12 protein-coding genes are annotated in these 12,932 nt (G+C 61.1%); 1 reads left to right on the forward strand and 11 read right to left on the reverse strand.

Features of this window, described 5'->3' with window-relative positions:
* Positions 1 to 42: 42 nt before the first annotated feature.
* From glgC to hinT, 10 genes are all read right to left on the reverse strand, one after another.
* Positions 43 to 1,320, reverse strand: a complete 1,278-nt coding sequence (glgC, locus tag I6L40_RS10335) for a glucose-1-phosphate adenylyltransferase (RefSeq protein WP_071911594.1) — start codon at positions 1,318 to 1,320, stop codon at positions 43 to 45.
* Between the two features lie 288 nt (positions 1,321 to 1,608).
* Complete coding sequence (gene secF, locus I6L40_RS10340; protein WP_192849737.1) at positions 1,609 to 2,526, reverse strand: protein translocase subunit SecF; 918 nt, start codon at positions 2,524 to 2,526, stop codon at positions 1,609 to 1,611.
* Positions 2,527 to 2,681: 155 nt separating this feature from the next.
* Entirely contained in the window at positions 2,682 to 4,484 is a 1,803-nt protein-coding gene (gene secD, locus I6L40_RS10345) for a protein translocase subunit SecD (protein ID WP_071911592.1), read from the reverse strand.
* 157 nt (positions 4,485 to 4,641) lie between these two features.
* Entirely contained in the window at positions 4,642 to 5,061 is a 420-nt protein-coding gene (locus I6L40_RS10350) for a hypothetical protein (RefSeq protein WP_071911590.1), read from the reverse strand.
* Between the two features lie 97 nt (positions 5,062 to 5,158).
* Positions 5,159 to 6,016 (reverse strand): DUF6279 family lipoprotein, encoded by an 858-nt coding sequence (locus tag I6L40_RS10355; protein ID WP_071911588.1) that lies wholly within the window; start codon positions 6,014 to 6,016, stop codon positions 5,159 to 5,161.
* 3 nt (positions 6,017 to 6,019) lie between these two features.
* Positions 6,020 to 6,865: a phosphotransferase gene (locus I6L40_RS10360; RefSeq protein WP_239693807.1), complete on the reverse strand. Its 846-nt coding sequence runs from the start codon at positions 6,863 to 6,865 to the stop codon at positions 6,020 to 6,022.
* Positions 6,855 to 7,451 (reverse strand): penicillin-binding protein activator LpoB, encoded by a 597-nt coding sequence (gene lpoB / locus I6L40_RS10365; protein ID WP_033113381.1) that lies wholly within the window; start codon positions 7,449 to 7,451, stop codon positions 6,855 to 6,857. Before lpoB ends, I6L40_RS10360 begins: the two co-directional genes overlap by 11 nt.
* The gene (locus I6L40_RS10370; RefSeq protein ID WP_071911584.1) at positions 7,451 to 7,849 is read right to left on the reverse strand and encodes a YcfL family protein; all 399 of its coding nucleotides are present in this window, start codon (positions 7,847 to 7,849) and stop codon (positions 7,451 to 7,453) included. Before I6L40_RS10370 ends, lpoB begins: the two co-directional genes overlap by 1 nt.
* A 62-nt stretch (positions 7,850 to 7,911) precedes the next feature.
* Positions 7,912 to 9,348, reverse strand: a complete 1,437-nt coding sequence (locus I6L40_RS10375; protein ID WP_071911581.1) for a COG3014 family protein — start codon at positions 9,346 to 9,348, stop codon at positions 7,912 to 7,914.
* On the reverse strand, positions 9,348 to 9,698 hold the full coding sequence (hinT, locus tag I6L40_RS10380) for a purine nucleoside phosphoramidase (RefSeq protein WP_071911579.1): 351 nt from the start codon (positions 9,696 to 9,698) through the stop codon (positions 9,348 to 9,350). Before hinT ends, I6L40_RS10375 begins: the two co-directional genes overlap by 1 nt.
* 240 nt (positions 9,699 to 9,938) lie before the next feature.
* On the opposite strand from hinT, the gene I6L40_RS10385 reads away from it, so the two are divergent.
* On the forward strand, positions 9,939 to 11,951 hold the full coding sequence (locus I6L40_RS10385; RefSeq protein WP_216995386.1) for a methyl-accepting chemotaxis protein: 2,013 nt from the start codon (positions 9,939 to 9,941) through the stop codon (positions 11,949 to 11,951).
* Positions 11,952 to 12,020: 69 nt separating this feature from the next.
* On the opposite strand, the gene I6L40_RS10390 is transcribed toward I6L40_RS10385, so the two are convergent.
* On the reverse strand, positions 12,021 to 12,896 hold the full coding sequence (locus I6L40_RS10390; RefSeq protein ID WP_201967564.1) for a 6-carboxytetrahydropterin synthase: 876 nt from the start codon (positions 12,894 to 12,896) through the stop codon (positions 12,021 to 12,023).
* Positions 12,897 to 12,932 lie beyond the last annotated feature (36 nt).

Genomic DNA, 12,932 nt, shown 5'->3' on the forward strand with positions numbered 1-12,932 from the left:
GCCCCTTCGAATAGGGGCCAGAGCCCCGTTCAAGACGTGATATTACGCCTTGAGTTTATCCAGCATCTCTTTGGTGACCAGCACAATGCCCTGTTCGGAGCGATAGAAGCGACGGGCATCCTCATCGGCGTTTTCACCGATCACCATCCCTTCCGGCAGCTTGCACCCCTTGTCGATCACCACCCGGCGCAGGCGGCAGCCCGGCCCGATCTCGACCCCGGGGAAGACCACGGCCTGATCCAGGGTGCAGAAAGAGTGAACCCGCACATTGGTAAAGAGCACCGAGCTCAGGATAAAGGAGCCGCTGACAATGGTGCCGCCAGAGAACATCGAGTTGATGGTCATGCCGTGCTGGCCGTTTCTGTCCTGCACGAACTTGGCAGGCGGCGTCATGGTCTGGCTGGTCCAGATGGGCCAGTCCTGATCATAGATATCGAGCTCCGGAGTGACGGAGGCGAGATCCATGTTGGCCTCCCAGAAGGAGTCCACAGTACCCACATCGCGCCAGTAGGGACGCTTCTCGGCATTGCAGCCGACGCAGGACATGCCAAACGGGTGAGCGTATGCCGTCCCTTCCCGCACCACGCGGGGGATCACGTCCATCCCGAAATCGTGGTGGGATTCGTCGTTGGTGATGTCTTCATCCAGCAGCTGATAGAGATAGTCGGCATCGAAGATGTAGACCCCCATGGAGGCGAGGGAGGTATCTTCCTTGCCCGGCATGGCAGGCGGGTTGACCGGCTTTTCCACAAAGGCGTTGATCTTGCGATCGCCATCGATCGCCATCACCCCGAAGGCACTCGCTTCACTGCGCGGCACTTCGATACAGGCAACGGTCACCTTGGCGCCCATGTTGACGTGGTCGAGCAGCATGGCGGCGTAGTCCATCTTGTAGATGTGGTCGCCTGCCAGTACGACGATATATTTGGGACCGTGGTCGCGGATGATGTCCAGATTCTGATAGACCGCATCAGCGGTGCCCCGATACCAGTTGACCTCGTCCACGCGCTGCTGCGCGGGCAGCAGGTCGATGAACTCGTTCATCTGATAGCGCAAGAAAGACCAACCTGACTGAAGGTGGCGCAGCAAGCTGTGGGATTTGTACTGTGTTACCACACCGACGCGGCGAATGCCGGAGTTGATGCAGTTGGAGAGCACAAAATCGATGATGCGGAATTTTCCGCCAAAGTGGACTGCAGGCTTCGCTCTGTTATCAGTTAACTGTTTGAGGCGACTACCCCGCCCTCCGGCGAGAACCAAAGCCATGGTCTCGTTCAGCAACTGTCTTGCCTTTGCTGTATTGGCAGGTTGTAACAACATCTTGTATCCCTTTGTAGATAAATCACTACAATCTTGCCGCTTTTGAGACCTAAAGAAAGTGCTTTCAGTCACACTTTTGCGGGGTACGCCGTAATAAAATGACTTTTTTGTTATTAAGGTGTGGTTGTTTTTTCATCTTTTGCTGTCAATCTACTCACTCGTAAATTTTCTTCGCAAAAAGAAGCTAACAGCGTTAACAGAGGGGGCTGGAAAGAGGCCCCTGCTTGTGTGCAGGGGCCGGAAGGTGGGAGGTAAAACAGATCGTAAAAAGAACCGCAAAAAAGGCGGCTATGCCGCCTCTGCCAGCGGCTCCTCACCCTTCTTCTGATAGGCCTGCGGGCTCAGACCCAGCAGCTCCTGCACGGTCGAGGCCACCGTGATGGAGGAGATGGTCCCCACCAGAATGCCGGTGAACAGAGTGAAGGAGAAACCGTAGAGGGTATCGCCGCCAAACAGCAGCAGTGCCCCGACGGTAAACAGGGTGGTACCCGAGGTGATCATGGTACGGCTGAAGGTGGCCTTGATGGCGACATCAGAACATTCGTGGATCCCCATCTGGGTGCGCGAGCTCAGCAGATCCCGCAAACGGTCCGAAATCACGATGCTGTCGTTGAGGGAGTAGCCGATCACCGCCATCAGACCGGCGATGACGTTGAGATCGAACTCGATGTTGAACAGCGCCAGCAACCCCAGCGCCACGATGGCATCGTGGATCACCGAGATAAGGATGCCGATGGCCTGACGCCACTCGAAGCGAAACGCCAGATAGGCCGAGATGGCGAGGGAGGCGACCAGTACCGCCAGCATCCCCTGCTGGAACAGCTCGGCGCCCACCTGCGGGCCGACGATGGTGGTGCGCAGCAGCTCGACCGGCATGCCCAGTTGCTGGGTCAGCATGGTGGCAAGCTCGGTGGCCTGCCAGGGCAGTTCGTGCGGTGGCAGTTTGATCAGCCACTCGCCGGGGACACCGGCAGAGCTGAGCTCCACCGCGCCTGCTAGCGGGGAGGTGAGCATGGCGTTGAGCTCATGGGCCTCCTTGAGGGTCTGGATATGAAACTCCAGCAGGGTGCCACCGGTAAAGTCGAGGCCGAGGGCAAGGCCGTTGACCAGCAGCATGGCGATGCTCGCCACTGTCAGTACGATAGAGGCCCACAGGCCGATATAACGCCAGCGGGTCAGCCCCATGGCAACAATCATTCTAAACATAGTTCTCTCCTTGGCCTGCCAGCGCCTGGCTGGCGGCCGCATCCCGACGTGCCTTGGCACTGCGGGGGAAATGTCTCTGATCCGGCGCATTTGGCTGGCCATCTCCATGGCCGGCGGCGGTGCCGGATCCGCTCATCAGGGGGCGCTTCGCCCCGTTACACCTTCAGCGTGCGCTCGCTGCTGCGGCCCCACAGGGGGTTGATGATGGCGCGTGTGCCCCAGATCCCGGTCACCATGCTGGAAATAAGCCCCAAAATGAGAGTGATGGAGAAGCCTTGCAACGGCCCGGAACCGATGGAGTAGAGCACCACGGCGCAGATGAGCGTGGTGATGTTGGCATCGAAGATGGTGCGAAATGCCGAGCGATAGCCAAAGTCGATGGCGTTGGCCAGCGAGCCGCCGTCACGCAGGCGATCCTTGATCCGCTCGAAGATGAGCACGTGGGTATCCACCGCCATCCCCACCGTCAGCACCAGACCGGCGATCCCCGGCAGGGTCAGCACGGCCCCCGGCAGCACCGCCAGCATGCCGACCTGCATCAGCAGGTTGGCGACCAGCGCGGTGATGGCGACCCAGCCGAACTTGCGATACCAGGCCATCATGAACAGCATCATGCCCGCCATGCCGAACCCGAGGGCGGTGAAGCCCGCTTCGATATTCTGCATCCCGAGGGTCGGGCCAATACTGCGCTCTTCCAGGATCTTGAGCGGTGCGGTGAGGGCTCCGGCGCGCAGCAACATGGCGAGCTCCTGCGCTTCCGGCAGGCTGCCAATCCCGGTGATGCGGAACTGGTTGCCAAGGGCGGTCTGGATGGTGGCGACGTTGATCACCTCGCTCTGGGCGCGCAGCTTGCCCTGGGCATTGGTCTTGTACTCGGTGAAGACGGTCGCCATCGGCTTGCCCACATGCTGGCGGCTGAACTGGTTCATCTTGTTGCCGCCCAGAGTGTCGAGCACGATGTTGACCTGTGGCTGGCCCATCTCGCCCATGTTGGCGCGGGCATCGACGATGTGCTCGCCGGTCAGCACTGGCCGACGCGCCATGCCGACGGCCTGACCGTTGCGATCGGCGATGTAGAAGTGGCTGTCAGCCTTGGCCTCGTAGAATGCCAGTGACGCGGTCGCCCCGATCACCTCTTTCGCCTGTTTGGGGTTGTGCACGCCCGGCAGCTCGATGCGGATGCCATCCTGCCCCTGACGCTGTACCGAAGCTTCGACGATGCCGAGTTCGTTGATCCGCTTTTTGAGGATGGAGAGGTTCTGGGTCACGGCGTTGTTGATGAGCTGGGTGCGCTCGGCCTCGCTCAGCACCAGCTTGAGCTGGTTGCCGCTGCGGGTCATTTTCCACTGATCCTGACGGGTACCGGCGCTCTCCTTGATGATGGTGAGCCAGCCACTCTGATCGTCAGCTTCTGGCAGAGTGACATTGACGCTGCCAAGATCGGCCCGGGCCACGCCGGCTCCGCGCAGATTGGCTTCACGGAAACGGGTGCGCAGGGTGTCGACCAGATTCTTGGTCTGGGCGTCGAGGACGAAATCGACATCGACCCCGATCAGCAGCTGGGAGCCACCGCGCAGATCGAGCCCGAGCTTGATGGGGTCGGCGCCAAGGCGGCTGATCCAGGTCGGGGCGTTGGAGTGGAACTCCAGCGTCAGCGCAGCGCTGTCGAGGCCCTGCTGCTCCAGCAGTTGTTTGGCTCTTTGCTGTTCACTCTGGCTGGCAAAGACCAGCTCGACCCGCTCCGGTTGTTCGATGATCTTGGCCGGGGTCAGGTGGTTGTCGGTCAGCAGCATCTGCTGTTTGGTGGTCAGGCTCTGCTGACCGTGCAGACCAAGAGAGGGCTGCTCGCCAAAGAAGGTGGGCAGCGAATAGAAGGTAAAGGTCAGCAGCATGAGCAGCAGTAGGGCGTACTGCCACTTGCTCATGCGGTTAAGAAGGGTATGACTGGTTTTTCTCATGGCAAATTGGCCTCTGTCAGGAGAATGGTGCGCAGGCCGATAGCATCAAGGCTCGGCAAGGCGCAGAAAAATGGATGCATCAAGTGCGGATCAGGCCGAAGCGGGATCCGTCAGAAGGAGGAGATGAGCAAACAGTGGATGCGCCAACCCCTCGGGGTCAGGCGCTCAGATAGCTCTGGGTGAAGCGGTACTGCAGATACTGGCGCTGCAGCCGGTGGCGGTGAATGGTGGCGAAGGGATCGCGAAAGCGCTGCTTGTGGTAGAGCTGGGCGGCGAGCAACAGCCAGCCAAGCAGCACCAGCAGAATTGCCTGGGCAGACCAGCTCTGGATCAGTTCGTAGACCACATTTTTGGGCTGGTTGTCGCTGCGCAGGGACTGCTCAAAACGCAGCAGGTGATTCTGGTTGGTCGCAACAAACTTGATGACACCATCGTCGCTCTCGCTCGCTTGCGAGAGGCTCTGGGTCTGTTGCTGATCGGGTAGCAGCGGGCCTTCCATCACATTGATGGAACAAAGCAGAGTGAGCGAGACAACGAGTGCCACCAGCCCCAGTTTGACTTTGTCGATAAGGCGCAAAAGGGTATTCCCGATAAATGGAAAGGGGAAACTACCACAGGCGGCGCAGGCGGGACAACCCTTGCCGCCCAATTAGGATTATTCTGAAACCCCTTGGTCAGCTCCCGGTCATCTGCTGGAAATCGCGGGCATAGCCCTTGAGCAGGGAGTAGAGATGGGCCCGCTGGGCCAGATCCAGCGACTGGCTCATGGCGCAGAGCCAGTTGACGGTGCGCTGGCGCGACTGCTCGGTATAACCGGTGAAGCGGCCATCCATCATGCCATCCCCCTGTGCCAGCAGCTCGGTCAGCTCGCGGGTGAAGTTGGGGCTCTGACGCTGCTGCATCAGCCTGTCCAGCTCTTTGGTCCAGGAGGTCTGGAACTCGAGCCAGGGGGGCATCAGCTCGTACTGCCACTCGGCCCATTGGGCCACCAGTGGCGCTTGCGCCGGTTTCACTTCACCAATCCAGTACTCGAGGCGCTGGTTCATCTTGTCGCGAAACTCCGCCAGCATCTTCTCTTTGGGTTCGCTGGCGAACTCCTGCTGCCGCTCCTGCTGGCGCTTGAGCCGATCGGCCATGAAGCGGGTCACCTGCTCATCGCTCAGGGTGCTCGCCAGCCTGACGGTACGGGGAATGGCATTCTCCAGGGTGCGGGTCAGGCTCTGCTGCACCGCATCGAGATTGGTGGAGATCTGCTCCGGTGTCATGGGGCTGGCCACCGCTTTGGCGAGGGTATCGAGATCCCGGGCGTAGCGGGGCAGCTCGTGCTGGCGGTGCCATGCCATCAGCCCTTTGACCTCGCGGCTCAGCAGATCCTTCTGGGGGGAGGTGAGGACGAAATAGTCGTCCAGCTGCCAGATGATGGCGGTATCAATCCAGTAGTAGATGACCCGGGTCGAGCAGCCGGTCAGCAGCAGGCCGAGCAGTAGCAGACCCCAGGTTTTTGGCTTGTGCCAGCGCACCTTGTTGATCATCTGTCACTCCAGTCGTTGCCGGTTGAGGGCAATCAGTGTGTCGTAGTCGGGCGAAGCGTCTTGTTCCGCCATCAGCAGGGCCCAGAGCAGACCGATATAGTCGACCCAGGGGATGAACGCCTCACTCTGAAAATCAGGCCACTGATGACGTGGTAGCGAGCGCAGATAGTGCTCCTCCAGCGCCAGGCGCTGCTCTTCGGGCCAGTCGTGGGTGCGCTGGATGCTGGCCACCTCAAAGCCGGGATGGCCTGCCGCACCGTACTCCCAGTCGATAACCCAGGGCGCGTGACCCAACAAGTTAGCCGGATTGAGATCATGGTGGCAAGGTCGCCAGCAATCGTCGGGTTCGCGGCTGGCAAGCAGGCTGCGCTCCAGTGCCGGCAACCAGGTCGGTACCTGAGCCAGCCGGGCGCGATAACCGGCGGCGTGGGCACGTACCGCCATCACCACAGAGGGAAGGGGGAGGCGATGCAGCTTGCGCAGCACCTCAGCCAGCAGACGGGGCTGTTCGGCGACGGAGGGCGCAGCCTCTAGCCAGTTTGGCTCGTCGCACCACTCCAGCAGCATCAGGCCGCTGGCGGGATCCTGGTAATGGCAGGGCAGTGCCAGACCCGACTTCATGGCGCCCTGATAGAGCCGCCACTCGGTGGCACGGTCGATGCCAAGGCGCACCGGGTCCGGGTGGCCCTGGCGCAAAAAGTAACTGCGCCCCGAAGGGAGGCGCAGTCGATAGTTGCTGTTGGTGAGGCCCGCGCCGAGCGGCTCGAGAGTCCCGTCCCGCCATGGGACGGGCAGCGTGGCGAGCAAAACGTCGGGGGCGAGCATCACCGGATTAGCCTTACCAGCCAAAGGTGGACTTCTTCGCCTGCTTGCGGATCTCTTTCTGGTCAGCCCAGAGCAGTTCGCCGCTTTGCAGATCCATCAGGTTCATGGTCATCTGGTAGTAGACATCCTTCACCTTGCCATTGTCCTTGACGATGCTGGCGAGGTTGCCATAGACCATGTAGCGGGCACCGGTCTGCTTGCCCAGTCGTACCATGGAGGCCGGGTCAACCATGCCGCTGCTCTGCTGATATTCGAGCTGCTGCTTGACGGCGGCAACCTTGCTCATGTCGACGAAGCGGAACTTGCCGGCCCGCAGCAGCTTGGTGCGGATGGTGTCGGTGATCGCTTCAGTATCGATGTGCTCGGAGGTCTTGTTGCGGATGGAGTCCATGAACATAACCGGACGGCCGCCGGCGGTGATCTCGCTGGTGGCGGGGGAGGCCAGCATGGAATCCGCCATCTTGTCGGCAATAGCCTGCAGATCGCTTGAGCCGTAATCGACGGTGACCGTTTCGGTTTCGGTCGGATCACCGTAGCTGACCGTGGTGCTGGAGCAGCCGCCCAGCAGCAGGGCGCCGGTCAGGATCAGCAGGGCATGATTCATTTTCATCAGTAGGATTCCTCAATCACTTCACGTACATAAATCCGGTAACCGCGGGCGGTCGGGCTCGGCGCCAGGGCAGACAGGGTGCGGGTCTGATAGCCATGCAGCTTGAGCGGTGTCCAGCCACGACCGTCGTTGGCGACCTCCTGACCGGCCTCATCATACCAATAGAACATATATTGCAGCTTGTTGTCGCCACGCTGGGTGCTGGCGGCGGCCACATTGACCTGCAGCAGTCCGTTCTGTTCACGGCGGCTCAGCTCGGTCAGGGTGACGTTGACGTTTTGATGCTGCTCCGCCACCGCTGCGGCGCCCGGTGCTCCATAGAGCGCCACGCCGGAGGTGTTGGTGGCGCAGCCGGTCAGCAGCAGCGCGAGCCCGAGGGCCAACCCGTATGCTTTCATCTTGCTCTCCTTGATTGGAGTGAGTGGGGCAGCACTGGGGGCTGCCCGGTTAATCGTCTTGCTCAGAGCGGCATCACCCGGGTGGTCAGGCCGGCGCCGAGGCGCTGAACCCAGACCAGGGTGGTGCGGCCGCTATGAATGGTCAGCGGCAACTGGCGCTGGGCAGCACCCGCTCCCAGAGTGAGGTTCACCTCACCCGCTGGCACCATCCCCTGCCAGCTCGATGCCTGCGCCGGCAGTGTCAGCCAGCTGCGGGTATCGGCACGCTCCGAGAGGGTGTTGAAGATCCCCACCAGAATATTGCCCACATCGCCCCCCTCTTTGGTGGCGGTGCGGCGCATCTGCTCCTTGGCCACCAGCCGCAGCGCCTGGCGGGTCAGCATACCGGGCAGCCGCTCCTGCAGATCCTTGGCGGCCAGCGCTTCCAGCCTGACCAGCTCGCTGGTCTGCTCGACCCGTTTGCCGAGCGTGACCGTGAGCGGCCCCGTATCGCTGGCCCGATTATCGTAATAGGGGATGGCTACGGTAAAGGTGCGAAAATCGCCGCGGGAGGTGGAGATGGGCAGCGGCAGGAAGAGTTCGCGCCGCGCCGGGATCAGGCCATCTTCAAACAGCACCACCAGTTGGCCCTGATTTTTAGCGGAGGGTGGCGCTTTGCGACCCACCTTTTTTTCGGTCGCGCGGATCTCGTCCGGCGCGCCGCGCAGCACCGCCAGACGCAGCAAGGCATCCTGCAGGCTGCGGTTGTCCGGAGCTATCTGGTAGCCGCGCTGGTAATCGACCCAGGCGTCGTTGAGATCCCCCGTTGCCTCATAGAGCACGGCGGAGAAGTAGAAGGTATAGGCGTTCTGAAAACCGTTCTTGACCTTGCCGATCAGCCGGTCGAGCTCGGGTGCACCGCGCGACATCAGCTGGCGCATCTCCCCCTCGGTCTCGGCCTCTTCGCTCTCATCCTTTGCCTTGCGCACCTCGTCAGCTCGCCGTTTCAGGGCCTGCTCCTGCACCTGATTGGCCCGGCGTACCTCCACCAGGGCGCCATCGGCATCCCCTCGTTGCAGGTAGTTGAGGGCCAGATAGTGGTGCAGCATGGTGCGTTCGTAATCGGGGGTGAGGTAGGCCATCGACTGGTCGTTGGTGAGCAGGCTGCCCACCTGATCCAGACCGTGGCTCAGCCGGTATTCGGCCTGATTGTCTTCCCACTGAAGGCGGCTGTCGGCGGCAGAAAACGCCTGCTTGCTGCCCGCATCCTGACCGGCGAGCCAGGCGATGCGCCCCTCTTCAAGGCGATCGAGGACAAAGGTGTCATCGCCGAGGGTGGAGTCGCGCACCTCGGGCAGCGCTTCGGCGGCATGGCCCAGCAGCAGCTGGTTGCGCAATGGCACCATCTGATCGGAGTAGGAGACGAACATGTCTTGCCAGCGGGAGGCGCAGCCCCCCAGCAACAGCAGGGCGCCGCAGAGCAGCAGGGCGCTGCGGCAGGTAGTGATGTAGCGAGTCATTACAGGCTGAGCAGCGGTCCCAGCGGCTGGCCACCGACCAGATGCATGTGGATGTGGTAGACCTCCTGCCCGCCGTGGCGGTTGCAGTTCATGATGAGGCGGTAGCCATCCTCGGCAATACCTGCGTCGGCGGCGAGTTTGCGGGCCACGGTGAACATCCGGCCAAGGGCCTGCTCGTGCTCCGGCTCCACATCGTTGACGGTGGGGATCAGCACATTGGGAATGATCAGCACGTGGGTCTTGGCCTTGGGCTGGATGTCCCGGAAAGCGGTCACCAGATCGTCCTGATAAAGGATGTCGGCGGGGATCTCTTTGCGGATGATTTTGCTGAAAATGGTTTCTTGCGCCATGGCTAACTCCCTTATGAGAAAAAGAAAATCGAATTTGGATCCCAAGCGGCTCCGCGCTGCACGGCAAGTGTGACACAAGCCGAGATTTGACACAGCTGATGTCCCATTCCCTTCAGTTATTGTTAAAAATACCGATAGCCGGAGGGACGTCATCTGTAGCGCCTGTTCAGGGTGGTCTGCAGGGTATCAAAAGGACGGGGTACTCAGGCAAGGGACTTTTGCATATACAGCGGGATAATAATGAAACAATCAATGTCGGATCTCTCCATCTTGCAGCGGGTCTATCTCGGCTTCGCTATTCTGGTGGCCGTGATGGTGGCCAGCTCACTGCTCACATTTCGTAGTCAGGAGACCCTCGGCGGGGCGCTGGAACAGGTTACCCAGCAGTCGATGCCGCTGGTGATCGCCAGCAGTCAGACCCAGATCAGCCTACTCAGTGCCAACAAGTGGCTCGGGGATGTGCTGACCGAGCAGGACCCCAAACAGCTGCCGGCCGAAGTGGCCGAGCTGAAACAGGCCAAGGCGCAGGTCGACAAGACCCTGGCCGCCTTGCGTCAGCAGGTGGCCGAACACCCCGAGCTGCAGGGCGAGATGACCGCCCTTGGCGAGCAGGTGGCGAGTTATCTGGAACTGACCGATACCCTGCCGGGTGAGCACGAGGCGCTGCTCACCCGATTGCACAAGGTCAATCTGGCCAAGGGGCAGTTTCAGGTCAGTCTGCCCCAGTTCAAGAAGAATCTGGGTGACATGATGATCACCATCGACGACAGCTTCATCAAGATGCTCTCCGAGACCCTGACCACCAAGCTCTCCGCCATCGAACTTTCCACCATGGATGCGCTCAACCAGACCATCCCGGCTCCCATCGAAGGGGCGCTCAAGCGCAACAAGATGCAGATCGAGGGGTTCAACAGCACCATCAAGGATCTGCAGGGTGAGCTCAAGAATTTCGAGAACGACATGGGCCATTATGTTCACGGCTTCGTGCGCGACACCACCGCCAGCGAAGGGGTGCTGGCCCAGTATCTGGCGCTGATGAAGCAGCAGGAGCTGATGCGGGAGAAGAGCAAGCAGGCCAGCGCTCTTATCGTCGAGATCCAGAACCGGCTGGAGCGGATGACGGCGAGCAGCCAGCAGCTGATGAACGGCAGTATCCAGCATGCCAAAGAGGTGCAGCGCCAGAGCACTTTGACTCAGGGGGCGAGCATCGCGGTTGCCATCCTGATCGCCATGCTGGTGGCCTACACCCTGGGCAAGGCGATCCGCCGTCCGCTGCGGGAGCTGCTGCGAGTCCTCTCCGAGGTGACTCGCGGCGACATGACCCAGCGCATCGGCTTTCAGAGCAAGAACGAATTTGGTCAGCTGGGCAGCCAGCTCAACCTGCTGATCGAGCAGATGGGGGAAGTGCTGGCCCAGCTCTCCAACGCATCAGCCCAGCTTAACGATGCCGCCCATGGCAACCGCCATACCACCGAATCGGTGCGGGCCGATCTGGAGAAACAGCGGCAGGAGACAGCCTCGGTCGCCGCCGCCATGACCCAGATGGAAGCTTCGGTACGCGAGGTGGCGCAGGCTGCCAACCAGACTCTGGAGCGGGTGATGGATGTGGAGAAGGCCTCCGAGATGGGGCGCAAGGTGATGGCGGGCAATATCACCACCACCCATCAGCTGGCGGGCAAGTTGCAACAGACCGGCAAGGTGATTGGCGATGTGAGCAGCATGAGCAGCCAGATCGGCAACATTCTCGACGTCATTCGCGGCATCGCCGAGCAGACCAACCTGTTGGCCCTCAACGCGGCCATCGAGGCGGCGCGTGCTGGCGAGCAGGGGCGCGGTTTTGCGGTGGTCGCCGACGAGGTGCGCAGTCTGGCGGGGCGCACCGCGCAATCCACCAGCGAGATCCAGACCATGATCGAGAACCTGCAGCAGGGGGTCGCCAGAGCGGTGACCGTGATGCAGGAGTGCTCGCGCGAGATGGACAGCTGCATGGATCAGAGCTCCCACGCCAACAACGCCATGGAGGAGGTGCAGGGGATCGTGGTGCTCATCAGCGACATGTCGAGCCAGATTGCCTCCGCCGCCGAGCAGCAGCAGGCGACCAGCGCCGACATCGCTACCAACCTCAACCGTATCTCCGATATCTCGGATCTCAACTACCAGGGGATCGAGCGGGTGGCCCAGACCAGCCAGCAGCTCGACTCCCTCGCCGAGCAGCAGGAGAGCCTGGTCAAGCGCTTCCGCCTGAGCGCCTGATGGCAACAGGCTGAAACAACAAGGCCCCGCAGTTGCGGGGCCTTGTTGTTTGCGGCAGTGACAAGAGGATCAGGCGTAGGCGATGGCGCCCTTGCCGACCCCTTCATAGGCAACAATCTTGACGAACTTGTCGCCTACCATCTTCTTCACTTCGCGGGCGATGTAGCAAGCCAGCAGCTCGACCGTGGTGTCGGTGTCGATCATCTCCACCTCGGTGGTGGGGATGGCCAGCTGGAACAGCCCCTGTGGCGCCACATATTTGAAGCCGGTGTGGTGTTCACCCAGCTGCACGTTGGCACGGGCACTGAGGGCCAGCTCTTCGAGGGCAACTTTATCCTCATCGGTGCCGAGATAGATATCGGCCCAGCGTTCGGCCCACTGCTGTTCGAGCTCGCCATCTCGCTCGCCATCGATGTGGATCTCGATGGGAGAGCGGTGGCCGTGGGCGATACGCTGGCAGTTGCCATCGTGCTTCTTCAGGCCGTGGCTGTAGTGATAGAAGGGGCCGTCGATGGCCTCCTGACGCAGGGTCAGCGACAGATCCTTGATGTTGCCCGGCAGCCGCTTGGCCAGTACAGCCAGCAGGTAGCGGGTGACCGACTCCTTGTCGACCTGCGGGGCTGGGATAAAGGCAAAACCCTGGGTCGGGCAGCGCAGGTGGATGGAGCGGCCGGGGCGCAGCAGATCGACGCAGCTCTCGCCATCTTCCAGCGTCTCGACATGCACCAGAGAGCTCTCGGTCGGGACCAGCAGCTTGTGATCCACCTCGTCATCGATGATCGACTTGATAAGCTTCTTTACCCGGCCGAAGTCCAGCAACATGCTCATCTCGTTGAGCTCGCCGCTCATTTCGATATCTACCAGCCAGCTCTCACCTACCATGCCGCGGCGTTCGCAGAGGTAGCTGGAGTCGATCACGGTCAAATCTCTTACAAATAACTTCATCAGTCAGGCCTTGCTACAGAGAAAGGGCAGTTTTGC

Source organism: Aeromonas sp. FDAARGOS 1410 (genome assembly GCF_019048745.1).
GTDB lineage: Bacteria > Pseudomonadota > Gammaproteobacteria > Enterobacterales > Aeromonadaceae > Aeromonas > Aeromonas jandaei.

What these genes read in the sequence shown, in the direction of transcription:
- glgC (WP_071911594.1), bottom strand. Translation starts at nt 1,320, where the DNA reads ATGTTGTTACAACCTGCCAATACAGCAAAGGCAAGACAGTTGCTGAAC.
- secF (WP_192849737.1), bottom strand. Translation starts at nt 2,526, where the DNA reads ATGTTTAGAATGATTGTTGCCATGGGGCTGACCCGCTGGCGTTATATC.
- secD (WP_071911592.1), bottom strand. Translation starts at nt 4,484, where the DNA reads ATGAGAAAAACCAGTCATACCCTTCTTAACCGCATGAGCAAGTGGCAG.
- I6L40_RS10355 (WP_071911588.1), bottom strand. Translation starts at nt 6,016, where the DNA reads ATGATCAACAAGGTGCGCTGGCACAAGCCAAAAACCTGGGGTCTGCTA.
- lpoB (WP_033113381.1), bottom strand. Translation starts at nt 7,451, where the DNA reads ATGAAAATGAATCATGCCCTGCTGATCCTGACCGGCGCCCTGCTGCTG.
- I6L40_RS10370 (WP_071911584.1), bottom strand. Translation starts at nt 7,849, where the DNA reads ATGAAAGCATACGGGTTGGCCCTCGGGCTCGCGCTGCTGCTGACCGGC.
- I6L40_RS10375 (WP_071911581.1), bottom strand. Translation starts at nt 9,348, where the DNA reads ATGACTCGCTACATCACTACCTGCCGCAGCGCCCTGCTGCTCTGCGGC.
- hinT (WP_071911579.1), bottom strand. Translation starts at nt 9,698, where the DNA reads ATGGCGCAAGAAACCATTTTCAGCAAAATCATCCGCAAAGAGATCCCC.
- I6L40_RS10385 (WP_216995386.1), top strand. Translation starts at nt 9,939, where the DNA reads ATGAAACAATCAATGTCGGATCTCTCCATCTTGCAGCGGGTCTATCTC.
- I6L40_RS10390 (WP_201967564.1), bottom strand. Translation starts at nt 12,896, where the DNA reads ATGAAGTTATTTGTAAGAGATTTGACCGTGATCGACTCCAGCTACCTC.